Source organism: Kribbella sp. NPDC006257, assembly GCF_040613535.1.
Classification (GTDB): Bacteria; Actinomycetota; Actinomycetes; order Propionibacteriales; family Kribbellaceae; genus Kribbella.
In genome coordinates, this window is record NZ_JBEXSJ010000010.1 from 24,334 (window position 1) to 50,368 (window position 26,035).

Sequence of the window (26,035 nt, forward strand, 5' to 3'; positions counted from 1 at the left end):
TCTGCCGGAGCAGGGGCCCGACCGTTAACATCGCTGCGACGTCAGCGAAATGTGACGGCTTACATGTCGTGACATAAAAGGTCTGCAGTTTCCGTCGCAGACCTAGAGGAGTACTCCGGTGACGTTGACCCAACCCACCGACGCCGAGCTGGACGGGATGATTCGCGCCCGGCTCGCCTCGATCGGCATCGATCTCGACCAGCTCCCGGCCGGCAGCCAACCGGATCCGGAGACCGGCAGCCCTGGTCGCGACACCGCGCTGGCGAGCCTGCGCAGCTTCGTCCGTACGACGGTACTTCCGCTCGCCGGGTACCAATTCGCAGTACCGGAAGGCAGTGACCCGGCCGATCATGCGGCCCTGGCACAGCAGGCGGCGCCGCCCGCCCTCTACCCCTCGATCGACAGCGAGCGTCAGTCATGACGGCGACCCCGGCAGCCCGCCCGCCGATCGCCTCGCTGCGCCCGCTGGAGGACGACGCACCGATGGACACCCGAGTCGACCGACGGGCGTTCCTGCAGAGAGCAAGCGCGTTGGCGGCGGCCGTGACAGTCGGCACGATCGCCCTACCGGCAGTCGCGTACGCCGGACCGGCCGCGCCCGCCTCGCTCCAGGACATCACCACGCCGGTCCGCTCCGAGGCGCTCGCCGATCTCACCGAACTCACCATCGCCGAGGCCGCGACCCTGATCCGCACCGGCCGCTGGCAGCCCGAAAAGCTCCTCGAAGCTTACCTCGCCAGAATCGCCGCCTTCGACGCGACGTACCAGGCCTTCAATCTCGTCCTCGCCGACCAGGCGCTCGCCCGCGCGAAAGAGCTCGGCCGTTCCCGGGGTGGCGCCTTGCACGGCATTCCCCTTGCTATCAAGGACAACTACTACACCCGTGGCATCCCGACCACGGCGAACTCCTACCTGTTCGAGAAGTTCCTGCCGCCGTACGACGCGACCGCCGTACGCCGGCTCACCGCGGCCGGCGGCATCGTCCTCGGCAAGACCCAGATGGGCCCGCTGGCCACCACTCGCGCGACCACGCCGGACGGCCGCATCACGACCGTGAACGCCTGGACTCCCGCAGATCCGAGCGTCGACCCGGGCGGTTCTTCATCCGGCTCGGCAACCTCCGTTGCGGCGAGAATGGCGACATCGAGCGTCGGTACGCAGACCGGCGGATCGATCATCGCCCCCTCGAACGCGCAGAACCTGACCGGCCTGAAACCGACCATGGGGCGGGTCTCCCTGCACGGCATCGTCCCGCTCAGCTACACCCGCGACCATCCCGGGCCGCTCGCCCGGGACGCGATGGACGCGGCCATCATGCTGACCGCGATGGCCGGTCCGGACGTGAACGACCCGCGCACCCAAGGCCTGCCGCCGGTCCCCGACCTGGTCACCGCCGCGACGCCCGTACGACGAGGTCGCAAGGTGAAGGTTCGCTGGAAGACCCGGATCGGGGTGATCCCGGGATTCACCAGCGGGACGACCGAGGTCGCTGCTGCCCGGCGAGCCGCGGTGGACGCCATGGCCGGAGTACAGGATCTTCGCGTGGTCGACGTGACGTTGCCGGACGAATGGGACGTGTTGACGAATACGGCGTTCAACAACGTCCGGCTGCCGGAGCGCAGCGAGCCGTTTCTGCCGATGTTGCGCTCCGATCTGCGCGGTTTCGGAGTCTCCGTGACCGGCTGGCTGCAGGGTGCGCTGCTCGGTGCGGGCGAATATCTGATCGGCCAGCGGGCGAAGGCGTTGTTGCTGCAGCGGGTGCTGGACGATCTGTTCGAGCAGTGCGATGTGGTGGTTCAGACCAGTCCGAACGCGTTCGACTCGATCGGCCTGCCGGAGTTGGCGCTGCCGATCGGGTTCACCTCGACCGGGATCCCGATCGGGACGATCCTGGGTGGGAAGCCCTTCGGCGAGGACCGGTTGCTGGCCGTCGCCGCGGCGTACCAGGCGGTGACCGATTGGCATCATCGGCGGCCCGCGGACCCGCAGGGCGTAGTACCGATGAGGACGGCCGGTGGCGATCGCGGGCGGATCCGGGCGGAGGACGTACCTGAACTGATGCAGTGAGGAGTGTGAGAGTTCGATGACTTTTCTGGCGCCTCGCCGGGGTCGTGACTGCGTTCGCTGGGGTTCGGGAGTACAACGGAAGTGACGCGAAGGGAGCCACGATGACGTATGACGTGGTGGTGCTCATCGAGCGGGAGATGAGTGAGGGCGACGCACGCCGCGTGGCCGCCCTGCATGCAAGGCGCGAAGAGATCGTCGACTATCACCTGCTGATCTCGAGTCATCCGACCGAGGGAATCGGCGGTCCGATGGCCCTGCTGGGGTCCAGTTTCGCCGACGTGGCCGGCCTGTCGGGCAGCACGGTGTCAGCCCGTACGACGACGGCGCTCGCCGATCCGCAGTTCGACCTGGCCTCGGTGATCGAACACAGTTCGCGAAGACTCCGCGGCCTGAACGACTGCAGGGTCGACGTCTCCGTGACCCACGGCGAGATCCTGCTGGCCCTCCACTCGTTGGTCTCCAAGACCAACAGCCAGGAGGTAGTCGTAGTGGCCTGGCCAGAAACAGCAGCCCGCTTCCTCTGCTCCGACTGGCCCACCCAGGCCCGCAAATCCCTCAACGTCCCCCGAGTCCGAGTCGTCGAACACGACACCTGACCCCACTGCCGCGATGTTCGTCCGCTGCTGGGCTAATAGCGGGGCAGCGGACGAAATAACGGTGTTCGGCGGGCTATCCACAGGCAGAGAACAGCCCGTACTCCGGGCGGCCGGGCGCGGCATGTTCTGAGGTATGAATGTGAAACTGGCCGCTCAGGCGGCAAAGCGGGGCGGCTGGTTCAGCCGGCGGCCGTGTTGCAGCATGGGATCCAGGTGACTGACCTTGATCTCAGCCGGGTTCATCTGACCCGGGTCTCCGGTCACGGTCGATCTAGGCGGGAGGTCTGCCTGCACACTGCCCGTCCTGCTGTTCTCGACCCGGTCGAAATTGGTCGCCTGCAGGTGACGCCGGCGCCGCGGGCAGTGGTGGAGACGATCCGAAGTACGTCGTACGCCGTCGCGATTTCGGTCGTCGACGAGGCACTGCGTCGACGCCTGGCCACGGCCGATCAGTTGGCAGCCGCAGTGGAGCTGTTCGGCGGACGCAGCGGGGTCAGAACGGCCGTGAGGGCAATTGCTTTCGGGGACGGTCGGGCGGAGTCAGTCGGTGAATCGCGGCTCAGGGTGCTGCTCGCGGACCTTGGATTGCCGCAACCTGCTCTTCAGGTGGAGATCCGTGACGCTGCGGGTCGCCTGGTCGCCCGCGTCGACTTCCTGCTCGAACAGTGGGGTGTGGTGATCGAGTTCGACGGCGCGCTGAAGTACGCAGGCAGCGGCGCCGAGGCGCTCATCGCTGAGAAGGTTCGGGAAGACCGGCTCCGCGACCTCGGCTACGAAGTCGTCCGGGTGACGTGGGCCGACCTGAGCCGCCCGATGGAACTACTCGCCCGCATCAACCGCGCCATCGCCCGCTCCCACCACCACTAGCCGCCGACCCGGACCCTCACTGGCCGCCCGGCTGACGTAATGTTCGCCCGCTGGCCCGAAATAATCGTGGCAGTGGGCGAATATCCGGTCAGTGGCCGACTGGCCGATCGAGAACGGTCAGGCGGGTTCGGGTCGCTGATGCGATGTTCGCTTGCTGACCCCAAATAAGCCGGTCAGTTGGCGAAAAGGCCACCAGCGGCCTGTCAGGTGACCGAGCCTAGCGCCGGCGTGGGGCGTTGGTTAGGCGTCGTCGATGAGGGCTTGGAGGTGGGGGTGGTCGGGGGTGGGGACGTAGGTGGCGTAGTAGTCGTAGAGGTTTTGGCGGGCTAGCCGGGCGGCGGCGTGGCCGTCGCCGGTGCGGATTGCTTCGACGACCTCGGTGTGGTGCTGGAGGGATTCGAGCATCAGGGCGCGGCTGTTGGGGGCGTGCGCGATCTTGTCGGCGATCAAGCTCAGTACGACGCCGCGGACGACCTCGTTGCAGACCTGGATCAGCGAGTTGCGGCTGACTCGGGCGACCGCCTCGTGAAACGCCACGTCGGCCTCGCTGAATGCCTCGAAGTCCACGTCGATCGCCTCGCGCATCGCGACCAGCGTCTGCTCCATCTCGGCCAGTTGCTCGTCGGTCCGCAGCCGGGAGGCGAGCTGGATCGCCGCGCCGTCCATGATCATCCGGAATCCGATCAGCTCCCGCAGGCTCAGTTCGTCGACCCGCGCGAGCCGGGTCATCTGCTTCCTTAGCGCTCCGAGCGAGTACGGCAGGATCTCGGGCCCGTTCGGGTCGCCCGGTCGCGACCGCACTATCCCGTTGCTCGCCAGCACCCGCAGTGCCTCGCGCACCGTCGACCGGCTGACCGCGAACTGGGTGACGAGTTCGCGCTCGCTCGGCAATCGCTGCCCGGGGGAGAGATCGCCACGCGCGAGCGCCTCCTCGATCTGCTCGACGATCCGCTCGTAGGCGCGCACCGGCTGCACCGGCTCGAACTGCGCCTTCGCCATGGCATCACCTCGGTCGATCGCTTGACAGCCGTCTGAGTAAGGACAAACCTAGTGCTCTATTACAACTTGGTCCACTGGTCTGACCAGTACGCCGTACGCCGAACGCCCGCTCGCGCGAGTGCTGGGGAGTGCTCAGGTCGGCGATGCGGCGGGCGGTGGACCGGGTGGGCAGGGCATGATCGGGCGGACGGATCAGACGGCGCACTGGAGGCTTTCGCGTGAACACGTACCTCACCCGGGCGGTCGCGCTCGCCGGCTCAGCCGCGCTGCTGCTGATCGCCGCATGCTCGGCCGGTTCGGGCACCTCCTCGAGCAGCAGCCCGGGCGCGCAGGAGTCGCTGGCGATCGGGCTCGTCGCCGAGCCGGCCAGTCTCGACTTCACCACGACCGACGGCGCCGCGATCCCGCAGGTGCTGCTCACCAACATCTACGAGGGCCTGGTCAAGCAGGACGAGTCGGGCAAGATCGTGCCCGGCCTGGCCAAGTCGTGGACAGTCTCTCCGGACCGCAAGACTTACACGTTCGAGTTGGTCAACAACGCGAAGTTCACCAACGGAACAACCTTCACTGCCGCCGACGCGGTGTTCAGCATCAACCGGGTGAAGTCCGCATGGACGACCTCGCTGAAGGCGGCGATGGACGTCGTACAGGACGCCAAGGCTGTTTCGCCGACCCAGCTTCAGGTGACATTGAGCAAGCCGAGCAACGACTGGCTGTTCCGGATGACGACCCGGATCGGGGCGATGTTCTCCCAGACCGGCATCGACAAACTCGCCACCGACCCGGTCGGCACGGGCCCGTACAAATTCGGTTCATGGAAGCGCGGCGACTCGATTGTGCTGCAACGCAATGATTCCTACTGGGGAACCAAGCCGTTCTTCAACCAGGTCACGCTAAAATACTTCAAGGACCCGACCGCGCTGAACAATGCGCTGCTCACCGGCACGATCAACGTGGTCAGCACGGTGCAGGCTCCGGAAGCACTGAGCCAGTTCACCAGTAATAGTAAGTACCAAGTGATCGAGGGTACGACGAACGGCGAGGTGCTGTTGTCGTTCAACAACTCGCGTCCGGTCTTCAAGGACATCCGGACCCGGCAGGCGATCCGGATGGCGATCGACCACAAGGCCTTACTGGACACGTGTTTTGCCGGTCGCGGCAAGCTGATCGGCAGCATGGTGCCGCCGACCGACCCGTGGTACGAGGATCTGACCGGGATCGCCCCTTATAACAAGGACAAGGCGAAGGGCCTGCTGCAGGCATCAGGTGCCGCCGGCGCGACGCTGCGACTCCGGCTCCCAACGTTGCCCTACGCGACTTCTTGCGGTCAGGTCGTGAAGAGCCAGCTGGAGCAGGTCGGGCTCAAGGTGCAGATCGACCAGCTCGAGTTCCCGGCCGCGTGGCTGACGACGGTCTTCAAGAACGCGGACTACGACATGTCGATCATCGGGCATGTCGAGCCGCGGGACCTGGGCGCGGTGTTCAGCCCGAAGTACTACACCCGGTACGACGACCCGACGCTGCAGCAGGACCTCGCCGCGGCGGACTCCGGCGACGAGGCGACGCAGGTGAGCGAGATGAAGAAGGCCGCGCGGCGGATCTCCGAGCAGGCCGCCGGCGACTGGCTGTTCCTGCTGCCGAACCTGATGGTTGCCGACAAGAACATCTCCGGCCTGCCAGTGAACGCGATCTCCGAGTCCTTCGACCTGTCCAAGCTCAACCGTTCCTGAAGTGAGCTGAGCTGATGGTCCTCCGCCTGGTCGAGCGCACCGCAGTGCTCTTGGTCAGCCTCGCGGTCAGTTCCGTGCTGGTCTTCGGCTTCATGGCCGTGCTGCCGGGTGATCCTGCCCGGGTCGCGCTCGGGGTGAACGCGTCGGACGAGGCGGTGGCGCAGTTGCGGCAGCAGTTCGGGTTGGATCGGCCGCTGGCCACGCAGTACTTCGACTGGCTGGGCGGACTGTTGCATGCGGATTTCGGTACGTCGTACGTATCGAAAGTTGCTATCGGCCCCCAAGTGTTCGACCGGTTGCAGGTGACGTTGTGGTTGGTGGTAGTGGGGATGATCGTTGCCCTGGTGGTCGCGGTTCCGGCCGGCACGGTGATGGCCGCGCGGCATCGGAAGCTCTCCGGGCTGGCGCTCTCGGCGTTCTCGCAGCTCGGCGTCGCAGTACCGGCGTTTCTCGCCGGGATCCTGCTGATCATGTTGTTCGCGGTGAAGCTCGGCTGGCTCCCCGCGAACGGCTGGACGCCGCCGGCAACGGATCCGGGAATGTTCCTTCGCCAGTTGATTCTGCCGGCCTTATCTCTTGGCTTGGTACAAGGTGCGGTGCTCACCCGCTACGTCCGGAGCGCGGTTCTCGACGTACTTCGAGAGGACTATCTCCGTACGGCGCGCGCGAAGGGGCTCCGGCCGTTTCCCGCGCTCTGGCGACACGGGCTGCGGAACGCAGCTGTTCCGGTGGTGACGGTTCTCGGTCTGCAGCTCGCGACGCTGCTGATCGGTGCCGTTGTGGTTGAGCGGGTGTTCGTGATTCCGGGTCTCGGCAGTCTGTTGCTGGACGGGGTTTCGAATCGCGATCTGCTGCTGGTTCAGGACGTGGTGATGCTCCTCGTCGTTGCCGTGCTGGTGGTCAACTTTCTGGTCGATCTCCTGTACGTCGCTCTGGATCCGCGGCTCAGGGTGGGACAACGATGAGCGGCATCGAAGGAGCAGGCGGCCTCGGTGGAATTCCAGGTGGTGTTGGCGGACCAAGCGGCGTCGGCGGGATCCCGGATGGCGCCGGCGGGGTTCCGGGTGGCGCACCGCTTCGGCGTACGGCGGGGCGTCGGGTCAATCCGAGTCTGGTGGTCGGCGGCCTGATCGTGCTCGTCATCGTGCTGATGGCGCTGGTGTCGTTCGTCTGGACCCCGTACGACGCGACGCTCGTCGACCCCGCTGTGCGATTGGCCAAGCCGTCCTGGTCGCACTGGTTCGGCACCGACAAGTTCGGGCGCGATCTGCTGAGCCAGATCATGGTCGGCTCCCGTACGACGCTGTTCGTCGGGCTGGTCGCAGTCGGAGTCGCCGCCGCGATCGGCGTACCGCTAGGAATCCTCGCCGCGATGACCCGTCGCTGGTCGAGCGAACTCATCATGCGCGCGAACGACCTCCTGCTGGCGTTCCCGGCGTTGCTCCTGGCAATCATGTTCGGCGCTGTGTTCGGAGCGAGCACGCTGACGGCGATGGTTGCCATCGGCATCGCCACGGTGCCTTCGTTCGCGCGGATCATCCGCAGCGGGGCGTTGCAGGTGATGCGCACGGAGTACGTGCTGGCCGCGCGGGCAGCCGGCCGCAAACCGTTCGCGATCGCCCTGCGCCACGTACTTCCGAACGTCACCAGCCTGATCACCGTCCAAGCCTCGGTCTCCTTCGCGATCGCCGTTCTCGCCGAGGCAGCGCTCTCTTTCCTCGGCTATGGCACGCCACCACCGACGCCGTCATGGGGCCGGATGCTCCAGGAAAGCCAGGAGTTCCTCTTCAGCGCACCCCGCCTCGCGGTCTTCCCCGGCGTGGCGATCGCGATCGCCGTCCTCGGTTTCAACCTCCTCGGCGACGGCCTCCGCGACCGCTTCGACCCCAAGCTGGACGACCGCCGATGAACGACTCCAAGCACGAGGCGGCCGAGCGACACGGCGTACCGGCGTCTGAGCGAAGCGACGTGCTGACTGCTGCCGGAAGCGAGCTGCCGGCAGGTGCGGGAAGGGACGTGCCGGCGGGTGGGCGGAGTGATGTGCTGTCCGTTCGCGGGCTGACGGTGTCGGTGCGGGACAAGGTTTTGGTCGAGGATGTGGACCTGACCGTTGGCCCAGGGGAGCGAGTCGGTCTGATCGGAGAGTCCGGCTCCGGCAAGTCCCTGACAGCGCTCTCTGTCCTCGGCCTGCTCCCGGAAGACGTCCACGCGAAAGGCTCGGTCCGCCTCTCCGGCATCGACCATGACCTGATCGGCGCCGACGAACGCCAACTCTCCCGCATCCGCGGCCGCGACCTCGCCATGGTTTTCCAGGAACCGATGACCGCCCTCAACCCGACCATGCGCATCGGCGACCAGATCGCCGAAGCCATGCTCATCCACAACACGGTCCGCGGTCGCAGCGCAGCCCGCGCAGCAGCCAACGACTTCCTCGAAAGAGTTCAACTCCCAGCCGTAGCACGCGCGTACCCTCACCAACTCTCCGGCGGCCAACGCCAACGAGTCGTCGTCGCCATCGCCCTGGCCAACGACCCCGCCCTACTGATCTGCGACGAACCAACCACCGCTCTCGACGTCACCGTCCAAGCGATGATCCTCGACCTGATCCTCCAAGGCGTAGCCGCCCGCGAATCAGCCCTCCTCTTCATCACCCACGACCTGGCCGTCGTCGCCACCATCTGCCAGCGAGTGCTAGTCATGTACGGCGGCCGAGTAGTCGAATCCGGCCCAGTCCACGAAGTCTTCACGACCCCCCGCCACCGCTACACCCAAGGCCTGCTGGCCGCCTCCGACCTCGACACAGCAGCCGACCGCCTCCCCACCATCCCCGGCAACGTCCCCCCAGCCGGCGCCTTCCCCACCGGCTGCGTCTTCCGAACTCGCTGCTCCCACGCCACCGACCTCTGCACCACCACCCCACCCTGGACCGGCACCCCCACCCAAGGTCACGCCTGCCACCACCCAGCCCCCACCTCAACAGAAGAGAGGCTTTCTGATGAGTGAACCTGTGGTTCAGGTGACCGACTTGGTGCGGGACTACCCACGCCCTCGTACGTCGTTGCTTCGTCCGGCGCCACCGGTGCACGCTCTCCGCGGAGTCAGCCTGGAAGTGAAAGCAGGCGAACGCTTCGGCATTGTCGGGGAATCGGGCTGCGGAAAGTCCACCCTGCTGAGGATCATCGCTGCTCTCGACCGCGCTACGAGAGGCAAGGTAGTTGTCGAAGGCACCGACATCACGACGCTTCCCGAGCGCCGTCTCCGCTTCCTCCGCGAGAACCTTCAGCTCGTCTTCCAAGACCCGATGAGTTCCCTCGACCCACGCATGCGAGTCCGCGACATCATCGCCGAACCACTCGTAGTACAAGGCCATCCAGCCTCCGGAGAGCGCGTTCGCGAACTACTCGAAGCAGTCGGCCTGGCCACCGACGCAGGCGACCGCTACCCGCACCAGTTCTCCGGCGGTCAGCGCCAACGCATCTCCATCGCCCGAGCCCTCGCCCCGCGCCCCCGAATCCTCGTCGCCGACGAACCAGTGAGCGCTCTCGACGTCTCCGTCCGCGCCCAGGTCCTCAATCTCATCTCCGACCTCGTCGACGAACTCAACCTCACCCTGATCTTCGTCTCGCACGACCTCTCGGTCGTCAAACACGTCTGCGACCGCGTCGCCGTCATGCACGCAGGCCAGATCGTCGAAACCGGCCCGACCGCCGAGGTCTACGCAAACCCCACCCATCCGTACACCCGCCGCCTCGTCTCAGCCATCCCCACCCTCCAGCGAGCCCTGGCCGGCGCGACCACCACCGACCTCTTGAAGGAGGAGCCGACATGACTACCTCTCAAGGACTGTTCGGATGAGCAACCACCCCGCAGGTCTCCCGATCGGCCCGAGCTGGATCGAAACCCCCACCACCGAGCCGGTCATCTTCCCGTACGACGGAACGCCCGTCGCCGAAGCCCCCGTCGGTACCCCCGACCTGGCCCGCCAAGCTCTCGACCACGCCGTCGCAATCCGCGACCAGGTCGGCCGTCTCCCTTCGCATGTACGCCGAGCAGCTCTCCAGGGAGCGCTCTCTGCCGTCTCCGAGCGACGCTCCGAGTTCATCGACCTCCTGGTCCTCGAAACCGGCAAGCCAATCGTCGACTGCCGCGTAGAGCTCGACCGCACGCTCCTCACCCTGCAAATAGCAGCCGAAGAAGTAGCCCGCCTCCACGGCGAAACAGTCCCGCTAGATCTCCTCCCCAGTGGCGACGGCCTCATCGGCTTCTGGGTACGCAAGCCGATCGGCGTAGTCATCGGCATCACCGGCTTCAACTACCCGCTCTTGCTAGCCGCCCACAAAATCGCCCCCGCCCTAGCGGCAGGCTGCCCAATCATCGTCAAACCAGCTCCGCAAACCCCTTTGGCCACACTCTGGCTGGTCCACCTTCTCCGCGAATCTCTCACCACAGCGGGCGCCCCCGCCGAAGCCGTCCAACTAATCACCGGCGGCGCGGACGTAGGCTCCACCCTCACCACCGACCCCCGAGTCGGCGCAGTCTCCTTCACGGGCTCAGCCTCCGTAGGCCACCAAATAGCCAAAGCAGCAGCGCCCACCAAGGTCCTGCTAGAACTAGGCTCCAACTCAGCCTTGGTCGTTGCCGAGGACGCCGACCTGGACGCCGCCGCCGACGCCATCATCAAAGGCGGCTACTACGCCTCCGGCCAAGCCTGCATCTCCGTGCAACGTGTCATCGCAGTAGACCCCACCCGAGCCCCCCTCCTCCAAAAACTCCAATCCCGCCTCCAATCACTGGTAGTAGGCGACCCCCGCAACTCCGAGACCCACATCTCCGCCCTGATAGACCCCCGCTCCACCACCCGCGTCCGCACCTGGATCGACGAGGCACTGACCGCCGGCGCCACCCTCGCCCATCCACCCAGCAGCTCGACGGAACCCTTGGGACCGACGGTTCTGCTGGATGTGCCGTATGGGCAATTGGCGTGGGATGAGGAGATTTTCGGGCCGGTAATCGCGATCCGTTCGGTGCCAGACATCCAGACCGCCTTCCGCACGGTCAACGAGTCGCGCTACGGATTGCACGCAAGCGTCTTCACCTCCTCCCTGGAGACGGCCTTCGCGGCGATCGACCAACTCGACGTCGGGGGAGTGGTGGTGAACGAAGTCCCCGGCTTCCGTTCGGACGTGATGCCGTACGGCGGGGTAAAGGACTCCGGCGTCGGTCGAGAGGGCCCCCGCTTCGCCATCGACGAGCTGACCACGACCCGGATGGCGATCATCCGCCCGACCACCAAGCGAGGTGGCGAATGACCGACTACACCAACCTGTTCCGCCTCGACGGCAAACACGTCGTCGTCATCGGCGCCGGCAGCGGCATCGGTCGAGAGAGCGCTCTAGCCCTCGCAGCCCACGGTGCCCGGGTAACTTGCGCAGACCGAGACCTCGGAGCCGCCGAGGAAACAGTGGCCCAAGGCAACCAGGCTGGTGCGCGCGACATCACGGCGTACGAGCTGGACGTTCTGGACCCGCAAGCCATTGCCGCCGCGGCAGAACAAGACGCCGACGTGCTCGTTTTCACCGCCGCCACCAATGTCAGAAAGCGCATCCTCGACTACACCGGCGAGGAATTCGATCGGGTAGTCAGCCTCAATCTCCGCGCTTCGTTCGACCTCATCAAAGCCTTCGGCGGCCGAATGGCATCCCGCGGCAAAGGCAGCATCATCGGCTTCAGTTCCATTCGCGCAACCACCGTCGAACCAGGTCAATCCGTCTACGCAGCAACAAAAGCCGGCCTGGTCCAACTCCTCCGTACTGCGGCCGCCGAGCTCGGCCCATCCGGCGTACGACTCAATGCCATCGCCCCCGGTGTCGTAGAAACCCCACTCACCGCGCAGATCAAAGCCGACAAAGCCTGGTACGACGCGTACGCCGAAAAGAGCGCTCTCCGACGCTGGGCCACCCCCGACGAAGTAGCCGGCGCCGTCGTCTACCTGGCCTCGGACGCCTCCTCCTTCGTCACCGGCAGCGTCCTCCACGTCGACGGCGGCTGGACCGCCATCGACGGCCGCTTCAACCCACCCAACTAACACGACCAACGCCCGACGCCGCGACCGAGACCCGACAACGACCCCGTCTGGAGCCTGATGACCGACAACCTGGCTGATCTGACCGCCGTCGACCTCATCGCGCGTTACCAGCAAGGCATTCTGTCTCCGGTCGAGGTGATCGAAGCCGTCCTGACCCGAGTCGACGCGCTAGAACCGAAGCTCCTCGCCACCTACGCTCTGGATCCCGAGGCAGCACGGTCAGCCGCCCGCGAGTCGGAGTACAGATGGCGCCACAACGAAGCAGGCCCGCTGGACGGCGTACCGGTCACGATCAAGGAGAACATCGCCACGCGGGGCACTCCGGTTCCGCAAGGCACTGCCGCCACCGAGCTCATCCCGGCCTCGGAGGACCACCCTGCGGCAGCCCGTCTCCGCAAGGCCGGTGCTGTCATCTTCAGCAAGACCACCATGCCGGAGTACGGAATGCTCTCCTCCGGCGTCTCCACCTTCCACCCGCTATCGCGCAACCCCTGGAACCTCGCACTGACTCCAGGCGGCTCCAGCGCAGGCGCGGCCGCAGCAGCCGCCGCCGGCTACGGACCGATCCACGTCGGTACCGACATCGGCGGCTCGATCCGCCTGCCCGCAGGCTGGTGCGGCGTCATCGGCCTCAAACCCACGCACGGACGCATTGCTGTTGGAATTCCCTATCCTGGCAGGGTCGTCGGCCCCTTGACCCGTACGCCGGCCGACGCCGCCTTGGCGCTGGCCGTCATGACCGGCCCCGACCGCCGCGACCAGACCTCGCTCCCCGACGTGTGGGGAAACAGAGAGAGCGCTCCACTCGCACTCTGGGGAAACACAGAGAGCGCTCCACTCGCACTCAAGAACCTCAAGATCGCCCTGCTCCTCGACGGCGGCCCTGGCCTCCCTGTCGACCCCGAGGTCAGCGCCGCCGTCTCGAACGCAGCCGCCCTGCTCGAAAAGGGCGGCGCCACCATCGTCCCGATCCCGCCGATCCTCACCCGCGAGATGCTCGACGGCCTCGACCACTTCTGGCGCGTCCGTACGGCGAACGACCTGAGAGCGCTCCCCGAAGACCGCCGCAACAAGGTGCTTCCCGAGATCCGCGAGTGGGTCTCGAACGCTGCCGACTACAGCCCGTTCGAAGTACTCCATGGCTACTCGCAGATCCAGGTCATCGCCACGGCAGTCGACGCCGCGTTCGCCGACTACGACTTCATCATCTCGCCGGTAGCCCCGATCATCGCGTTCCCCGCGGACCTTGCCTACCCAAGCCGAGACCCCAACAAGCCCTTCGAACACATCGCCTTCACCCTGCCGTACAACATGTCGACCCACCCCGCCGTCTCGGTCAACTGCGGCTACTCGTCAACCGGTCTCCCCATCGGCCTCCAAGTAGCAGCCCCGCGCTTCAACGACGAGGCGGCGCTAGCTCTGGCCGCCACCCTCACCGAACTTCTCCCGACCAGACCTTGGCCAACGCCCTGATCGGTCGTGATGGGCTGGTGCGGCAGACTGCGTGCATGACAGAGCCGTGGTCCGAGGGGATGGATGAGCATTCCCGCGACAACGCCCGGGCCGCGATCGCCGCGATGGTCGGCGATCAGGGCTTGGACATCGTGACTCAGTCGGATGTCCAGACCTTCCTCTGGTACACGCTGCCGGTGAAGTTCATGCTCGACACGGGCGACCAGCACGAGGTCGCTTGGTCGCTCGGCGACGCGTTCCGTAACGCCGGCCTGGATCGGTACGCCGAGCTGTGCCGATCACTCCAGAGCCACCTGATCATCGGCGCGTACGCCGTCTCGCGGTCCGACGGATTGGCCGCATTCCGCGAAGCCTCGGCGGCGAGCGGGATCGAGCCGCCCGACACGGAGCTGATCCAGTGGGGACCGGTGATGGGGCCGGCCGAGGCCGCCGTACGGGATCGGTTGTCCTCGCGACTCGAACGGGCCATCGTGGCGGGGGAGTTGAAGCCTGGTGCGCGGGGCTGGAAGAAGGCGGCTGAGCGAATTGCGCTGGAGTTCGTGTCGTCTCCTGGATCCGATGCCCGGCGGCCGATCGATGTCGTAGAGGTTGAACGACTCGAGCGCTGGGGACGCGATGGTCGGCCTCAGCGGGAGCGGTTGAACAAGGCCGTGCTGTCGCTGCTCGTCAAGCCGCCACTGTCCAAGGCAGAGTCACCCGAGCCGGTCCGTGCCTTGCTAGAGGCGGTCGGCAAAGGCGTCACGCTGACCAAGGCCGGCTATCTGCCCAAGACCTTGGTGCTTGAGCTCAATGAGCGATTCCACTGGCACGATCTGCCAGAGTTCAGTGTGCGGTCCGAAGCGGACATCCCTGATCTGCGCTGGCTGCACGATTTGCTGCGCAAGTTCAAGCTCTTGACCAAGCGCGGCCAACTTCTGTCGGTCTCCGCGCTGGGTCGTCGCTGTCTGGCGGATGACGAAGCGCTGTTCAGACTCCTGGCCGTGCAGACCCTGGCAGGCAAGGGCTGGGACGCAGATCTAGCCCGGTTGACCGCCGGCGTACTGCTGGTCGCCGAGAAGCCAGTGAACCGCCAGGAGCTAGCGGCCGCAGTTCAACCGGCCATCGACGAGACCTGGCGATCCACGGACGGCCGTAGAGCCGATGCAGACGAGCTCTTCTGGGCTGCCCGAGACTGGCACGCCTACTGGCGAATCTTCGGCTGGCTCCGGGACGCTGGGACTGCTGTGGAGGATGAGCTGACTGCTGCCGGAAGAGCAGCGGCCGTGGTAGGCCTCCGAGCAGAAGCAGCCGGCCCCCGAACCAACTAGCGCGCGCGGCTGGCTCTCGAACCAACTAGGGCGCGCGGCTGGTCGTAGTACGGGCTAGTACTCGCCGTAGATCTGGACCTTGGTGCCGATGGGGGTTTCGGCGAAGATCTGGTGGATCTGGGGACGCATCACTCGGACGCAGCGGTGGCTGGCTGGGTAGGTCTTGATGAGTGAGTTGACGCGGGAGCCGTGCAGGGCGATGCCTGGGCGGTCCTTGAGGAAGTAGAGCGAGTCGTACATGAAGGCGTCCTCGTACAGGCTGCTCTCGTGTGCACCGGCGATCTTGCGCCAGACCTTGCCGGTGCGGTTCGGCGTCTCGTACCCGGGTCCGCCCGTGGAGACCCAGACGATCCGGCGGTAGGTGTTCTTGACCACCTGGTAGAGCACTTGGCACGTCTTGTTGACGTAGATGCCGGTCTCCTTGGTCGGTACCGGTTTGGCCGTTGCCGATAGCACCGACTTGATGTCAGCGGCGGTCAGTGGGCCGCGGCTGATCGGGAGTCCCGCGGTCTCGCGGTAGGCGCAGAGGGCCTGGCGGGCGCGCTTGGTGATCTCGCCGTCGACATCACCGACCGGGTAGCCCCAGGAGTCGAGCTTGCGTTCCACGAGCAGCGCCTGGGATGCCGGCTTGGCCGGGGGCTTCGGCGGCTTGCCTGCGGTCGGCTTGGTCGTCGGGGTCGTGGTCGGCTTCGCGCTCGGCGGTGTTGCCGTCGAACTCGGTGTCGTCGTCGGCGTGCCGGTCGGCGGCGTGGAGCTCGGGGTCGTGCTGCTCGGGGTCGTGGTTGGCGTCGAGGTAGGCGTCGTACTGGGCATCGGCGTACTGGCGGACGGCGTACCGGGATCGGCAGCGACATCCGTGCAGCCCGTCAGGGCAACGGCCAGTAAGACGGCTCCAGCAACGAGACCACGTCGACGAGACACGGATTCCCCTCTCCTTCGGCATTCCCAGAGTCGCAGAATCGCAGCGTGCCGGGCCGAAGACCCGCCGTACGGTGCGACCGCCGAGGCTAATACGCGGCAGGGGGCTTGGTAGCTGGGAATTCGCTACCTGTCACCGAACCGTTGTGATCAGTGGTCGACGGGAACCGACGGATCGCTGCGAAGACGGCTGTACAGGTACAGGTCGCGGTATTCGCCGGCGCGGAACTCGCAGGCCCGGATCACCCCTTCGAACTGGAACCCTGCCTTCAGCAACGACTTCTGCTCGGCAATGTTCTCAGGTTGCGTAGCCGCCTGGATCCGCTGCACCGGCGTGTGCTCGAACAGATAATCCGTGAGCATCGCCTGCGCCCGCCACCCGATCCCACGCCCCCTGTACTGCGGGCGCAAGGCGGCCCCGATCTCCCAGTACTTCGTCTTCTCGTCGTACGACCCCACGAACCAACTGACGAACCCAGCCGTCTCCCCGTTGACCTCCACGATGAGGCGACTCGTCTCTTGTCCGAGATAGCCATCCTCGGCGAACCGCTTCGCCGGCGCCTGCGGATCCCGGAATCCTTGCCAGGTGTTCCCGACCTCGTCCCGGTCGACTGCGAACGTCACGAAGTACTCGAGATCCTTCTCCTGCACCGGCCGCAGCCTCAACCCATCCACCGGCTCAGCTTCCCTCCGGGAGGGGCCAGTCGATCCGCCTCGTGCGTGCGTAGAGCAACTGCGGCACCTCTTGCCAGACCGGCTGCCGATCGAACTGCTGCGGCTCACGGAGTTGCTCGATCGCGAAACCGGCTTCGATGAGCGTGTTGACGTACGTGCTCAGCGTGCGGTGATACGCCCCGACCGGCAACGTGTCGCTGTGCAACCCGGGACCATCCCAGTACCCCTCTTCGAAGTACTTCCCGACCGTACGCCGCGCGCTCTTGTCCACGTGGTCGACCAGATCACCCGTCGCCGGGGTCTTGAAGGCCGGGTGCGTGATCGAGAAGACGAACCAGCCTCGCGGCCGTAGTACGCGCGCAACTGATCGCAGGGTCTGCTCAAGATCCGGGATATCCATCAACGCCATATGACAAACAGCGCCGTCGAACTCGTCGTCGCTGAGCCCGTCAAGCGTCTGCGCATCCCCTTGCAGATAGGTGATGTTCCGTGGCTCGGCTTCTTCATGCTGCCGCGCCCGCGCAATCAACTCCGCCGAAAGATCAACCCCCGTCACGCGGGCACCCCGAGAAGCCAAATACCTCGCCTCCCGCCCCTGCCCACAAGCCACCGAACACACTCGCTGTCCCGCAACCTCACCCACCAGTTCCGCAAACGTGCCATCGGCAAGCACCGCCCCCTCACCCACCCACACGTCATACTCGACCGCCACCCCGTCATACCTGGCTTCACCCACAGCCCAACCTCCCCATCCGATTCGCCTACTTGATCCTGCCAACGAACCCGAGTCCCGAAGAGATCCCCAGCCAATCTGCCCAAAGCGAAACCCGCCCATTCACCAATCGCCCGGCGCCGCGCTCACCGGCCGACCCAGCGCTGATAAGCGTCGGCGTCCACATTGCTGCCGCACACGATGGTGACCACATCTCGTCCGGCGAATCGCTCCCGGTCTTCGAGAATCGCCGCGATGCCGAGCGCAGCCGATGGTTCGACGACAAGCCCAGCATGCTCGAACAGCATCCGCATGCCGGCAATGATCGATGCCTCCGACACCAGTACTGCGTCATCGGCGACCTGCAGCAGATCCTCCAGCACCTCCGGAATGGGGCGCCGACCGGCCACGCCGTCCGCGATGGTGTCGGTCGATTCAGTCGTCACAACTCGCCGCTCATGCCACGAGAGCGTCATCGCCGGTGCGCCCGACGGCTGAACGCAAACCACCTCGACCCCAGGCGCCAACTCCTTCATCACATGCCCAACCCCAGTAGCCAACGCCCCACCCCCGAGCGCGACCAGAACCGTGTCGAACGACGCCCCACTCTCCACCAGTTCCAGCCCGATGGTGCCCGCACCCTCACAAGTCTCGAGGTCCAGGCTGTCTTCAACCAGCCGGATCCCCTCGTACTGCGCGATCGCAGCGGCCCGATCGCGAGCCAACTCGTGATCCCCGTCCACCAACTCCAGCCGGGCACCCAACGCCCGAATCCGCTCGAGCTTCGCCACCGTCGCAAACCGCGACGCCACCACAGTCACCTCAAGCCCGCGACCACGCCCCGACCACGCAAGCGCCTGCCCCAAATTTCCCGCACTGGCACACACCACCGCCCGCGAACCACTCTCAACAAGCCCGCGAGCAACCACCTCGGTCCCGCGCCCCTTGAAACTCCGCACCGGATTAGCCGTCTCGAGCTTGATACTCACCCCACACCCAAGCTCGGCCTCCAGCGCCTCACACCGAAACAACGGAGTATCAAGAAACCCCCGATCAATCACTCCCCGAGCAGCCCGAACCCGCCCCGTATCAAGCCGCGTCCCCTCCACAACCCCACCCTAGTCCCGCGGTTGAGGGGTTCACTCCCCGTCGCGTGCTTAACCCCCTGCCATAGCAGGAAGCTAAGCCCCACAGCAGGAGGTAACCCGCCTGTTCATCCATAGCCCAGCTCGTCCGCCTTGCCCCCTCGCCGATCGTCGCGCCTCCACTCCCACCCATCACCAAGGTCAACCACCGAGCCGGCAAGATTCGCTCCGGGCGTGTGCCGGCACGGTTCGCTCCGGGCGTGTGCAGGGTGGGTTCGCTCGGGGCGTGTGTCTGCACGGTTCGCTCCGGGCGTGTGCAGGGTGGGTTCGCTCCGGGCATGTGTGCCGGGAGCGTGTGCAGGGTGGTTCGCTCCGGCGTGTGTGCCGGGAGCGGGTGCCGGGTGGGTTCGCTCCGAGCATGCTTTTGCCAGCGGAGATTTTTCCTGACTGACCGCCAATGGCGTCAACCCAGCAGGTGCCGGACATACGTGCTCACAGTGCACGAGCACGATCACCGGAGTGCTGGGAGGCCTCGGGGTGCAGGTGTCCGGGATCGACCTCGAAACCACGCAGGTGGTCGCCGTGTTTGCGACGGCTGGCTTTGGAGGTCTCCACCAGCACCGTTTGTAGGTCAGTGCTGACACCACCCGGACCAGGAGGTCACCCTAGTATTGGTGGGAGTTGACACCACCCTGGCGGGCGCGCAAGCGGAGCGAGTCCGAGCAGATTGAGCGGAGGGGGCGCATGTCGGCGACGAAGCTCCTGGTGCTCGGTATCGTGCACCTCTCCGGCGGCGCGCATGGATACCAGGTGCGGTCCGAACTGCAGAGCTGGCGTGCGGAGATTTGGGCCAAGATCAAGCCCGGCTCGATTTATCACGCGCTGAAGAAGGCGGCGGCTGATGGCCTCCTCACCGAACACGCCGAGCCGGGCAACTCCGGGCCGGAGCGCGTTCTGTACCGCGTGACAGCTCGGGGACGTGACGAGATAGTCGAACTGGTCCGCGACGGTCTGCGGCGCACCCATGACCCCACCATGCTCGACGCGTCCATCGCCATGTTGCCCATGCTGACCAGGACAGATGCCATCGCGCACGTCGACGAGCGGGTCGCGCGCCTGGAAGCGGAGCTCCTAGAGCAGGCCAAGTGGCGGGAGAACCCGAACCCCGACATTCCCGAACACGTCCGCGATCAGGCCGAACTGTGGGCGGGACACGCACGCACCGAACTGGAGTGGGCGAAGAGCTTGAGCAAACGACTGTCTGAGGGCGCCTACACCATGGCCGATGATCCGGGTTCGTGGCGAACGGTCCCCGATCCCCTCAATATGCGCTTCTAATCAACCTTGACTAGACCTTCCTCCTCGTGCACTATTGGTCAAGTAATCAAATTTGACTAGTGCTCAACCAATCGGTTCGCAAGACCGAGAGAAGGAATCGAACCCATGGGAAAGCTCGCGATCGAGACGAGAGGGTTGAAGAAAAGCTTCGGCAAGACCCACGCGGTCGCCGGTGTGGACCTGGCCGTGAGCGCCGGGGGCGTGTACGGCGTGCTCGGTCCGAACGGGGCGGGCAAGACCACCACGATCCGCATGCTGGCCACGCTCCTGCGCCCCGATGCCGGAGAGGCGCAAGTGCTCGGCTACGACGTCGTGCGTGACGCCCGGGCGGTGCAGAGCAGGGTGGGCCTCACCGGGCAGTTCGCGTCGGTCGACGAGGACCTCACCGGGGTGGAGAACCTGTTGCTGCTCGCCAGGTTGCTCGGCTACTCACGCCGCCGAGGCAGGGAGCGGGCGGCCGACCTGCTCGACGCGTTCGGTCTTGCCGAGGCGGCCGACCGGCAGGTGAAGAAGTACTCCGGCGGGATGCGCAGGCGCATCGACATCGCGGCGAGCCTGGTCGTCACCCCCGAACTGATCTTCCTCGACGAGCCCACGACCGGGCTCGACCCGCGCAGCAGGAACCAGGTCTGGGAGATCGTCAGGGGCATGGTCGCCGAGGGCGCCACCGTGTTGCTGACCACGCAGTACCTCGACGAGGCCGACCAGCTGGCCGACAGGATCGCGGTGATCGACCACGGGAAGGTGATCGCCGAGGGCTCGAGTGGCGAGCTCAAGGCATCGGTCGGTGCCGGCTCGCTGCACGTACGGCTACGTGCGCCCGAGCAGCGGGCCGAGGCCGAACGGGTCCTCGCCGGCGTCCTCGAGGTGCCGGCCGAGCCGTCCGCCGACCCGGCCGCGCTGTCCGCGCGGATCTCCGACCCCGAGCGGGTCGCCCGCGCCCTGGCCGAGCTGTCCCGCAGCGGCATCGACGTCACCGAGTTCGCGCTCGGTCAGCCGAGCCTGGACGAGGTGTTCCTCACCCTGACCGGACACGCCGCCGAGGAGGATGCCGCATGAATGCCACGACCGCGGAACAGGCGTCGGCGCCGGTCACCGAGGACGCGTTACGCAGTGTGCTGTTGGCCGGCGAGCGGCCGTCGCGCCCCGGCCCGGTGCTCACCTCGCTGACGTTCGGCTGGCGCGCTTTGCTGAAGATCAAACACGTGCCCGAGCAGCTCGTCGACGTGACCATGTTCCCGATCATGTTCACGCTGATGTTCACCTACCTGTTCGGTGGCGCGCTCGCCGGGTCGACTCAGGAGTACCTGCAGTTCCTGCTGCCGGGCATCCTGGTGCAGGCGAACGTCATGATCACCATGAACACCGGCATAACGCTGAACACCGACATCCAGAAGGGGGTGTTCGACAGGTTCAGGTCACTTCCGGTGTGGCGACCGTCGCCGCTGGTCGGCGCCCTGCTCGGCGATGTGATGCGCTACTCGATCGGGTCGGCGATCGTGATCACGCTCGGACTGGTCCTAGGGTTCCGGCCGGAGGGTGGCGCCGTCGGCGTGGTGCTGTCGGTCGCGCTGCTGCTGGTGTTCTCGTTCTGCCTGTCGTGGCTGTGGACGATGCTCAGCCTGATCCTGCGCACGCCGAACTCGGTGGCGGGGGTCAGCATGATGGTGATGTTCCCGCTGACGTTCGTTAGCAACATCTTCGTGGACCCGAAGACGATGCCCGGGTGGATGCAGGCGGTCGTCGAGGTCAACCCGATCAGCCACCTGGCGACCGTGGTACGCGGCCTGATGGACGGCGCGGTGCCCGCCGGGGAAATCGGCTGGGTGCTCGTCTCGTCCGTACTTCTCGTCGCGGTCTTCGGTCCCATCACCATGGTCCTCTACCGCAACAAGAAGTAGATGCCGCTACCGCGAGCACTTGGTCGAAATCAGCTCCGACAACCCGGCCCACTCGGCCAACGCCATCACCGGTACCAGGCCCGGACACGACAAGGAGAGCCGAATGAGCACCATCCCCAAGAACAACTCGGAAACCGTTGCGCACACGCCCGGGCGGGCGAGCAGCATCGGGGTCCGGATTCTGCAAGTCGTGCTGGCGGCGATAATCGCCGGCGGCGGAATCTCGAAGCTCGCCGGCGACCCGGTCATGGTGGACATGTTCGCCGACATCGGGGCTGGCCAGTGGCTCCGGTACCTGGTCGGAGCGCTGGAGGTCGCGGGAGGGGTTGGACTCCTGATCCCGGCTCTGGCGGGCCTGGCCAGTCTCGGGTTGGCGGCATTGCTGACCGGTGCTGTCATCACCGATCAGTTCGTGCTCGAGCAGAGCCCTTGGCTGCCGCTCGCCTGTCTGGTCGTGGCGGCCGTGATCGCAAGGGCGCGGTGGTCGCGCACCGAGGCCGTCGTCGGCACGCTGCTCAGGGCGCTGAGACAAACCTCTCGAACGGAGATGTGAGATGAACGAGATGGACTTTCGCGTGACATCAAAGGATGGCACCACCATCGCCTACGACCGGAAGGGAAGCGGCCCGGCTGTCGTCCTGGTAGGCGGCGCGCTGGACGACGGAGCCGAGAACGCTCCCTTGGTACCTGCTCTCGCCGAGCACTTCACGGTCTACAACTATGCCCGTCGGGGACGCGGCGCGAGCGGCTTCACCGAGCCCTACGCCGTGGAAAGAGAGATCGAGGACCTGGATGCGTTGATCGCGGAGGCGGGTGGCTCGGCACACCTGTTCGGGGCGTCCTCTGGTGGCGCGCTGGCGCTGGAAGCCGCCGCGGCCGGGCCAGCCATCGACACGATCGCCGTGTGGGAGGTGCCCTACGCGGTCGGGGACGACATACGCCCGCGATTCGAGGAGTACATCGCGGACACCCGACGCGCCTTCGACGCCGGGCGAGACGAGGAGGTTCTCGAACTGTTCATGCGCCTGTCCGGCGCTTCCGACGACAACATCGCGGCCAGGAAAGCGGCAGGCAAGCAGACGTCGCATTGGGCGGATTCGGTCGCCCTCGCGCCCACGCTGGTCCACGACAGCGTCTTCCACAACCGCTACCAATTGCCGGCCGATCGACTGGCAACGGTCACCCAACCGGTCCTGGTCACCACCGGAGGACCGATCACGGTCCCCTACATGGCAGGCCTGCCCTCGGACTTCTTCGACCGCGCAGCCGACGAGCTTGCAGACCTACTACCCCACGCTCAACGGGAGACCCTCGACGGGCCGGATCACGTCGTCGACCCACAGACCATCGACCCACTGTTGCTACGGTTCTTCAGCAGCGAACACTGAGAGGCCCGCGAGGTGGTGCGGGAAGACCGATTAGGCACCGCGCAAGCAGATCTTCGTCGCGCCAGGGACACGGGGCGGACAGGTGGTGCCGAGGTTGATGTCGGCGGCGGCATCACAGGCCTGATCCTGGGCGTGCTCGTCACCAACGTCTTCGTCGCCACGCAAGGCCGGGCCGTCGTACTGACCTGGGCTTGAGTGGGACTCGACCTGGCCTACTCGCGGCTCATCGGCTCCGTCGTCGGTCGTACCCCGCACTCCGGGCCGCCTCAGAACCGCCCACCGAACCCCTGCGCAGCACATGACCAGGCACCTCGGCAGGGCCAGTGATTCCGGGCTGTGGTCGCATGCGGTCACCGTTCCCGGGCGGTGGCCCGGTGCCGAAAGTCGTGCCCACGGCGTGCTCACGTCAGGAGTGCCACCGATGACGCAGCCGCGTTCCCGCGTCGACCTGTACGCGGCGATCCGACGGGATGCCCGATCTGGGATGTCCAATCGCGCGCAACGACTGGCTGCGCTCGGACCTCGACGCGCCGCGGAAGCAGCGACACACGGCGAAGCGGATCTTCGATCGACTGCTTGACGAACATGACGGGGCCGGGGTGGTGTCGTACCGGATGGTCCGCGAGTACGTCGCCACCCGACGCCGTGAGATTCGCGTCGAGGTCGGACGGGAACCTGCCAACGCGTTCATCCCGCAAGAGCACCTCCCGGGCCGCGAGGCCGAGGTTGACTTCGGCGACGTCGCCATCCGCCTGTGCGGCGAACTTGTAACCTGCGCGCTGTTCAGCCTTCGGCTCTCCTACTCGGGCAAGGCCGTGCACACTGATCGGGGACTCCGGCACCGGCAAGTCCCATCTGCTGATCGCACTCGGCACTGAGGCCGCCATGGCCGGCAACCGGGTCAAGTACACCCTGGCGACCCAGCTTGCCAACGAGCTCGTCGAGGCCGCCGACGAGATGACGTCGGCGAAGACCATCGCCGGCTGGACCAAGACCTTCACCGACCCCCGGCTATGCGCAGCCATCGTCGACCGACTCACCTTCGGCGGCACCATCCTCGAGACCGGCACCGACTCCTACCGTCTGGCCCAAGCCACAAAGCAGCGGACAACCTGACACCCGTCGGGCGCGGAAGCGGTGTCGACGCAAACCAACATCCGCGGCACCGACACGTGCCCGGCGGTGTCAGAACTCGCCAACAAGCGGTGTCGAACGAAACCTCCGCAGCCACGACGGCCGAGGTGCGGGAGCATAGTTTCGAGGCGATCCGGGGACACTGCTACACCCTCGTACCGCGCAGCGCTTGACCTGCGCTCATCGCACCCACTGCGGCTCGATGGGGTCTGCCAGGTGCGGTGCGCGATCAGGTTCGTACTGCGCGACGGCGCGCGCGAATGCCGAGAGCAGCGGCGGTCAGAGGCCGAGGGCGCGGATGAATTCTGGCTTGTAGGCCTGGAGTACGACGTAGCGCGGATCCGGGGTCTCGACGCCCTCATAGCTCGGCTCGGCGGCGTCAGCCGGATCCGGTGCCGTGCTCGGGTCGACCCACTCCTGCTTGGCGTGGCTCCAGCGAGTCAGGGTGTAGTCAGCGCTCAGGTGATCCTCGGAGACGACCTCCCGAACCGCGCTCTCAGCCTGCAGCGCGTCTTCCTCGGAGTTCGCGTAGATCATCAACCGCGACCCGTCCCGAGTCACCGTCACATTGCCGCTCAGCCGCTTCCGCGCGTCGTCATCAAGATCAAGCGCCCGCAACCGCTCCCAGAACGACAGCCCGTGCTCAGCGTCGTTCAGCTCAACCTCAACCCGAAACTCATCAGCCATACCCCCACCCTACCGATCCACGCCTGCCGTCTCCCGCATCCCTTGCCCTCAGCCCCCTCTCACGCCGCGGCCCCACAGCACTTCTTGTATTTCGTGCCCGAGTCACACCAACAAGGCTGGTTCCGCCCCGGCGGCCAGGGGATCGCCCGACCTTCGTCGTACCGACTGATCAGTGAAGGCACATCCGCGAGCCGGCGGGCGTCGTCGGCGACATCGAGCAGGCGCAGCCAGCTTTCGAAGGTGCGCGGTACGACGGTGAGCCGCCGGCCGCCTTCGGCTGCCCGGAGAACGCCTTCGACGTAGCGATAGTAGGGAGCCTCGGCGTCCTGCGCTTCCAGCCGGGACCAGAGCCTATGCGTCTTCGCGAAGTTGTCGCGAGTCCAGAACTGCAGACGCCCATCGATCACCTCCGGCTCGACGAGCAGCCGGGTCACCATGCCCTGTTTGTCCTCCTCCTCGTCTTCGCTGGTTGCTGCTCGTAGATCTTCGTCGTCGAGCGGGATCTCCAGTGCCCACCGAAGCCTTCGACGACCGGCCCTCAGGTGGTTGGCCCAACGAGGCTGGTCACCGGTCGCCACCTTGGACAGACCGCCGACCGCTGCGGAGTACCAATAGAGGGCGCACTCCAACTCCCCGCGTTCTTCCAGCAGTTCAGCAGTGTGACGCCACGGGGCCTCGAGCACTCGCCATCCGGCGAGAAGCATTGCCAGCTCAGTTCGCGCAGCATCGTCTTGCTCCGACTCGAACAGGTAGTCGACGTAGGCTAGGCGAGCCCAATCTCCGGCTTCCCCGCCAGCCTTGATCAGCAGCTGCCAGACAGCGATCGCGCGATCCGGCTGCTCGTCTAGCAGATGCTCCTGGGCCGAATCCAAGAGATCTGCGGCTGGGTCGAAGGGCCAAGGAGTGCGGGTCTCATCCGCTGTCAGGTCTGTCATGCCGGGGAAGATATGGAGTTTGCAACGCCCCGGCTGGATGGATCCAAGCCTGTGGACAACCAGGGCTCGGGAAGAGGCAGCTCGGTCGGAATCGCTCCGTAGTACGCAGAATTCGTTGTCGTCCGAGTCGGCGAGAGC

General features: G+C 66.1%; 29 protein-coding genes. 21 read left to right on the forward strand and 8 right to left on the reverse strand.

Going from position 1 to position 26,035, the window contains the following annotated elements; all coding sequences use genetic code 11:
• Positions 1-118: 118 nt before the first annotated feature.
• The 4 genes from ABZ004_RS14345 to ABZ004_RS14360 all read left to right on the forward strand — a co-directional run bounded on the left by ABZ004_RS14345 (position 119) and on the right by ABZ004_RS14360 (position 3,530).
• Positions 119-421: a hypothetical protein gene (locus tag ABZ004_RS14345; RefSeq protein WP_355680282.1), complete on the forward strand. Its 303-nt coding sequence runs from the start codon at positions 119-121 to the stop codon at positions 419-421.
• The gene (locus ABZ004_RS14350) at positions 418-2,067 is read left to right on the forward strand and encodes an amidase (RefSeq protein WP_355680283.1); all 1,650 of its coding nucleotides are present in this window, start codon (positions 418-420) and stop codon (positions 2,065-2,067) included. The genes ABZ004_RS14345 and ABZ004_RS14350 overlap by 4 nt, the downstream gene beginning before the upstream one ends.
• A 101-nt stretch (positions 2,068-2,168) precedes the next feature.
• The gene (locus ABZ004_RS14355; RefSeq protein WP_355680284.1) at positions 2,169-2,663 is read left to right on the forward strand and encodes a hypothetical protein; all 495 of its coding nucleotides are present in this window, start codon (positions 2,169-2,171) and stop codon (positions 2,661-2,663) included.
• A gap of 213 nt (positions 2,664-2,876) precedes the next feature.
• Positions 2,877-3,530: a hypothetical protein gene (locus ABZ004_RS14360; protein ID WP_355680285.1), complete on the forward strand. Its 654-nt coding sequence runs from the start codon at positions 2,877-2,879 to the stop codon at positions 3,528-3,530.
• A 240-nt stretch (positions 3,531-3,770) separates the two neighbouring features.
• Here the strand turns inward: ABZ004_RS14360 and ABZ004_RS14365 are convergent, their stop codons facing one another.
• Complete coding sequence (locus tag ABZ004_RS14365) at positions 3,771-4,529, reverse strand: FadR/GntR family transcriptional regulator (RefSeq protein ID WP_355680286.1); 759 nt, start codon at positions 4,527-4,529, stop codon at positions 3,771-3,773.
• Positions 4,530-4,747: 218 nt separating this feature from the next.
• Between ABZ004_RS14365 and ABZ004_RS14370 the strand changes: the two genes are divergently transcribed.
• The 9 genes from ABZ004_RS14370 to ABZ004_RS14410 all read left to right on the forward strand — a co-directional run bounded on the left by ABZ004_RS14370 (position 4,748) and on the right by ABZ004_RS14410 (position 15,124).
• A complete protein-coding gene (locus tag ABZ004_RS14370; RefSeq protein ID WP_355680287.1) occupies positions 4,748-6,259 on the forward strand; it encodes an ABC transporter substrate-binding protein in 1,512 nt (503 codons plus the stop codon).
• A gap of 14 nt (positions 6,260-6,273) precedes the next feature.
• Positions 6,274-7,224 (forward strand): ABC transporter permease, encoded by a 951-nt coding sequence (locus ABZ004_RS14375; RefSeq protein ID WP_355680288.1) that lies wholly within the window; start codon positions 6,274-6,276, stop codon positions 7,222-7,224.
• 185 nt (positions 7,225-7,409) lie between these two features.
• On the forward strand, positions 7,410-8,168 hold the full coding sequence (locus tag ABZ004_RS14380) for an ABC transporter permease (protein WP_355680479.1): 759 nt from the start codon (positions 7,410-7,412) through the stop codon (positions 8,166-8,168).
• Positions 8,165-9,262 carry an ABC transporter ATP-binding protein gene (locus ABZ004_RS14385; RefSeq protein WP_355680289.1) on the forward strand — a complete coding sequence of 366 codons (1,098 nt, stop codon included), beginning with the start codon at positions 8,165-8,167 and terminating at the stop codon, positions 9,260-9,262. Before ABZ004_RS14380 ends, ABZ004_RS14385 begins: the two co-directional genes overlap by 4 nt.
• Positions 9,255-10,088 carry an ATP-binding cassette domain-containing protein gene (locus ABZ004_RS14390; RefSeq protein WP_355680290.1) on the forward strand — a complete coding sequence of 278 codons (834 nt, stop codon included), beginning with the start codon at positions 9,255-9,257 and terminating at the stop codon, positions 10,086-10,088. The genes ABZ004_RS14385 and ABZ004_RS14390 overlap by 8 nt, the downstream gene beginning before the upstream one ends.
• Positions 10,089-10,110: 22 nt before the next feature.
• Complete coding sequence (locus ABZ004_RS14395; RefSeq protein WP_355680291.1) at positions 10,111-11,568, forward strand: aldehyde dehydrogenase family protein; 1,458 nt, start codon at positions 10,111-10,113, stop codon at positions 11,566-11,568.
• Positions 11,565-12,344 (forward strand): SDR family oxidoreductase, encoded by a 780-nt coding sequence (locus ABZ004_RS14400; RefSeq protein ID WP_355680292.1) that lies wholly within the window; start codon positions 11,565-11,567, stop codon positions 12,342-12,344. The genes ABZ004_RS14395 and ABZ004_RS14400 overlap by 4 nt, the downstream gene beginning before the upstream one ends.
• 57 nt (positions 12,345-12,401) lie before the next feature.
• Positions 12,402-13,817 (forward strand): amidase, encoded by a 1,416-nt coding sequence (locus ABZ004_RS14405; RefSeq protein WP_355680293.1) that lies wholly within the window; start codon positions 12,402-12,404, stop codon positions 13,815-13,817.
• Between the two features lie 35 nt (positions 13,818-13,852).
• Positions 13,853-15,124 (forward strand): hypothetical protein, encoded by a 1,272-nt coding sequence (locus ABZ004_RS14410; protein WP_355680294.1) that lies wholly within the window; start codon positions 13,853-13,855, stop codon positions 15,122-15,124.
• A gap of 54 nt (positions 15,125-15,178) precedes the next feature.
• Here the strand turns inward: ABZ004_RS14410 and ABZ004_RS14415 are convergent, their stop codons facing one another.
• The 5 genes from ABZ004_RS14415 to ABZ004_RS14435 all read right to left on the reverse strand — a co-directional run bounded on the left by ABZ004_RS14415 (position 15,179) and on the right by ABZ004_RS14435 (position 19,129).
• Entirely contained in the window at positions 15,179-16,045 is an 867-nt protein-coding gene (locus tag ABZ004_RS14415; RefSeq protein WP_355680295.1) for a L,D-transpeptidase, read from the reverse strand.
• A gap of 147 nt (positions 16,046-16,192) precedes the next feature.
• A complete protein-coding gene (locus ABZ004_RS14420; protein WP_355680296.1) occupies positions 16,193-16,717 on the reverse strand; it encodes a GNAT family protein in 525 nt (174 codons plus the stop codon).
• A gap of 4 nt (positions 16,718-16,721) precedes the next feature.
• Entirely contained in the window at positions 16,722-17,552 is an 831-nt protein-coding gene (locus ABZ004_RS14425; protein ID WP_355680297.1) for a class I SAM-dependent methyltransferase, read from the reverse strand.
• A gap of 23 nt (positions 17,553-17,575) precedes the next feature.
• Positions 17,576-18,538, reverse strand: a complete 963-nt coding sequence (locus tag ABZ004_RS14430; RefSeq protein WP_355680298.1) for a pyridoxal-phosphate dependent enzyme — start codon at positions 18,536-18,538, stop codon at positions 17,576-17,578.
• A 468-nt stretch (positions 18,539-19,006) separates the two neighbouring features.
• Positions 19,007-19,129 carry a hypothetical protein gene (locus tag ABZ004_RS14435; protein ID WP_355680299.1) on the reverse strand — a complete coding sequence of 41 codons (123 nt, stop codon included), beginning with the start codon at positions 19,127-19,129 and terminating at the stop codon, positions 19,007-19,009.
• Between the two features lie 129 nt (positions 19,130-19,258).
• Here ABZ004_RS14435 and ABZ004_RS14440 point away from each other — a divergent pair, with 129 nt between their 5' ends.
• The 8 genes from ABZ004_RS14440 (at position 19,259) to ABZ004_RS14475 (ending at position 24,257) form a co-directional block, all read left to right on the forward strand.
• Complete coding sequence (locus tag ABZ004_RS14440; protein ID WP_355680300.1) at positions 19,259-19,852, forward strand: PadR family transcriptional regulator; 594 nt, start codon at positions 19,259-19,261, stop codon at positions 19,850-19,852.
• Positions 19,853-19,957: 105 nt separating this feature from the next.
• Positions 19,958-20,911, forward strand: coding sequence for an ATP-binding cassette domain-containing protein (locus ABZ004_RS14445; protein WP_326631457.1), 954 nt, complete (start codon positions 19,958-19,960; stop codon positions 20,909-20,911).
• On the forward strand, positions 20,908-21,753 hold the full coding sequence (locus ABZ004_RS14450; RefSeq protein ID WP_355680301.1) for an ABC transporter permease: 846 nt from the start codon (positions 20,908-20,910) through the stop codon (positions 21,751-21,753). Before ABZ004_RS14445 ends, ABZ004_RS14450 begins: the two co-directional genes overlap by 4 nt.
• 103 nt (positions 21,754-21,856) lie before the next feature.
• Positions 21,857-22,306 (forward strand): DoxX family protein, encoded by a 450-nt coding sequence (locus ABZ004_RS14455; RefSeq protein WP_355680302.1) that lies wholly within the window; start codon positions 21,857-21,859, stop codon positions 22,304-22,306.
• A gap of 22 nt (positions 22,307-22,328) precedes the next feature.
• The gene (locus ABZ004_RS14460) at positions 22,329-23,141 is read left to right on the forward strand and encodes an alpha/beta fold hydrolase (RefSeq protein WP_355680303.1); all 813 of its coding nucleotides are present in this window, start codon (positions 22,329-22,331) and stop codon (positions 23,139-23,141) included.
• Between the two features lie 12 nt (positions 23,142-23,153).
• Positions 23,154-23,336, forward strand: a complete 183-nt coding sequence (locus tag ABZ004_RS14465) for a hypothetical protein (RefSeq protein WP_355680304.1) — start codon at positions 23,154-23,156, stop codon at positions 23,334-23,336.
• 275 nt (positions 23,337-23,611) lie between these two features.
• Positions 23,612-24,019 (forward strand): hypothetical protein, encoded by a 408-nt coding sequence (locus ABZ004_RS14470; protein WP_355680305.1) that lies wholly within the window; start codon positions 23,612-23,614, stop codon positions 24,017-24,019.
• Positions 24,003-24,257, forward strand: a complete 255-nt coding sequence (locus ABZ004_RS14475; protein WP_355680480.1) for an ATP-binding protein — start codon at positions 24,003-24,005, stop codon at positions 24,255-24,257. Before ABZ004_RS14470 ends, ABZ004_RS14475 begins: the two co-directional genes overlap by 17 nt.
• A 297-nt stretch (positions 24,258-24,554) precedes the next feature.
• On the opposite strand, the gene ABZ004_RS14480 is transcribed toward ABZ004_RS14475, so the two are convergent.
• Both ABZ004_RS14480 and ABZ004_RS14485 read right to left on the reverse strand, forming a co-directional pair.
• Positions 24,555-24,962 carry a hypothetical protein gene (locus ABZ004_RS14480; protein ID WP_355680306.1) on the reverse strand — a complete coding sequence of 136 codons (408 nt, stop codon included), beginning with the start codon at positions 24,960-24,962 and terminating at the stop codon, positions 24,555-24,557.
• A 59-nt stretch (positions 24,963-25,021) separates the two neighbouring features.
• Positions 25,022-25,897: an SEC-C domain-containing protein gene (locus ABZ004_RS14485; RefSeq protein WP_355680307.1), complete on the reverse strand. Its 876-nt coding sequence runs from the start codon at positions 25,895-25,897 to the stop codon at positions 25,022-25,024.
• Positions 25,898-26,035 lie beyond the last annotated feature (138 nt).

Excerpts from the sequence above, each read along its gene's own strand:
- ABZ004_RS14350 (WP_355680283.1), top strand. The coding sequence starts at position 418 with ATGACGGCGACCCCGGCAGCCCGCCCGCCGATCGCCTCGCTGCGCCCG.
- ABZ004_RS14355 (WP_355680284.1), top strand. The coding sequence starts at position 2,169 with ATGACGTATGACGTGGTGGTGCTCATCGAGCGGGAGATGAGTGAGGGC.
- ABZ004_RS14365 (WP_355680286.1), bottom strand. The coding sequence starts at position 4,529 with ATGGCGAAGGCGCAGTTCGAGCCGGTGCAGCCGGTGCGCGCCTACGAG.
- ABZ004_RS14375 (WP_355680288.1), top strand. The coding sequence starts at position 6,274 with ATGGTCCTCCGCCTGGTCGAGCGCACCGCAGTGCTCTTGGTCAGCCTC.
- ABZ004_RS14380 (WP_355680479.1), top strand. The coding sequence starts at position 7,410 with ATGGCGCTGGTGTCGTTCGTCTGGACCCCGTACGACGCGACGCTCGTC.
- ABZ004_RS14385 (WP_355680289.1), top strand. The coding sequence starts at position 8,165 with ATGAACGACTCCAAGCACGAGGCGGCCGAGCGACACGGCGTACCGGCG.
- ABZ004_RS14390 (WP_355680290.1), top strand. The coding sequence starts at position 9,255 with ATGAGTGAACCTGTGGTTCAGGTGACCGACTTGGTGCGGGACTACCCA.
- ABZ004_RS14395 (WP_355680291.1), top strand. The coding sequence starts at position 10,111 with ATGAGCAACCACCCCGCAGGTCTCCCGATCGGCCCGAGCTGGATCGAA.
- ABZ004_RS14400 (WP_355680292.1), top strand. The coding sequence starts at position 11,565 with ATGACCGACTACACCAACCTGTTCCGCCTCGACGGCAAACACGTCGTC.
- ABZ004_RS14405 (WP_355680293.1), top strand. The coding sequence starts at position 12,402 with ATGACCGACAACCTGGCTGATCTGACCGCCGTCGACCTCATCGCGCGT.
- ABZ004_RS14410 (WP_355680294.1), top strand. The coding sequence starts at position 13,853 with ATGACAGAGCCGTGGTCCGAGGGGATGGATGAGCATTCCCGCGACAAC.
- ABZ004_RS14425 (WP_355680297.1), bottom strand. The coding sequence starts at position 17,552 with ATGGGCGGGTTTCGCTTTGGGCAGATTGGCTGGGGATCTCTTCGGGAC.
- ABZ004_RS14440 (WP_355680300.1), top strand. The coding sequence starts at position 19,259 with ATGTCGGCGACGAAGCTCCTGGTGCTCGGTATCGTGCACCTCTCCGGC.
- ABZ004_RS14445 (WP_326631457.1), top strand. The coding sequence starts at position 19,958 with ATGGGAAAGCTCGCGATCGAGACGAGAGGGTTGAAGAAAAGCTTCGGC.
- ABZ004_RS14450 (WP_355680301.1), top strand. The coding sequence starts at position 20,908 with ATGAATGCCACGACCGCGGAACAGGCGTCGGCGCCGGTCACCGAGGAC.
- ABZ004_RS14455 (WP_355680302.1), top strand. The coding sequence starts at position 21,857 with ATGAGCACCATCCCCAAGAACAACTCGGAAACCGTTGCGCACACGCCC.
- ABZ004_RS14470 (WP_355680305.1), top strand. The coding sequence starts at position 23,612 with ATGCCCGATCTGGGATGTCCAATCGCGCGCAACGACTGGCTGCGCTCG.
- ABZ004_RS14480 (WP_355680306.1), bottom strand. The coding sequence starts at position 24,962 with ATGGCTGATGAGTTTCGGGTTGAGGTTGAGCTGAACGACGCTGAGCAC.
- ABZ004_RS14485 (WP_355680307.1), bottom strand. The coding sequence starts at position 25,897 with ATGACAGACCTGACAGCGGATGAGACCCGCACTCCTTGGCCCTTCGAC.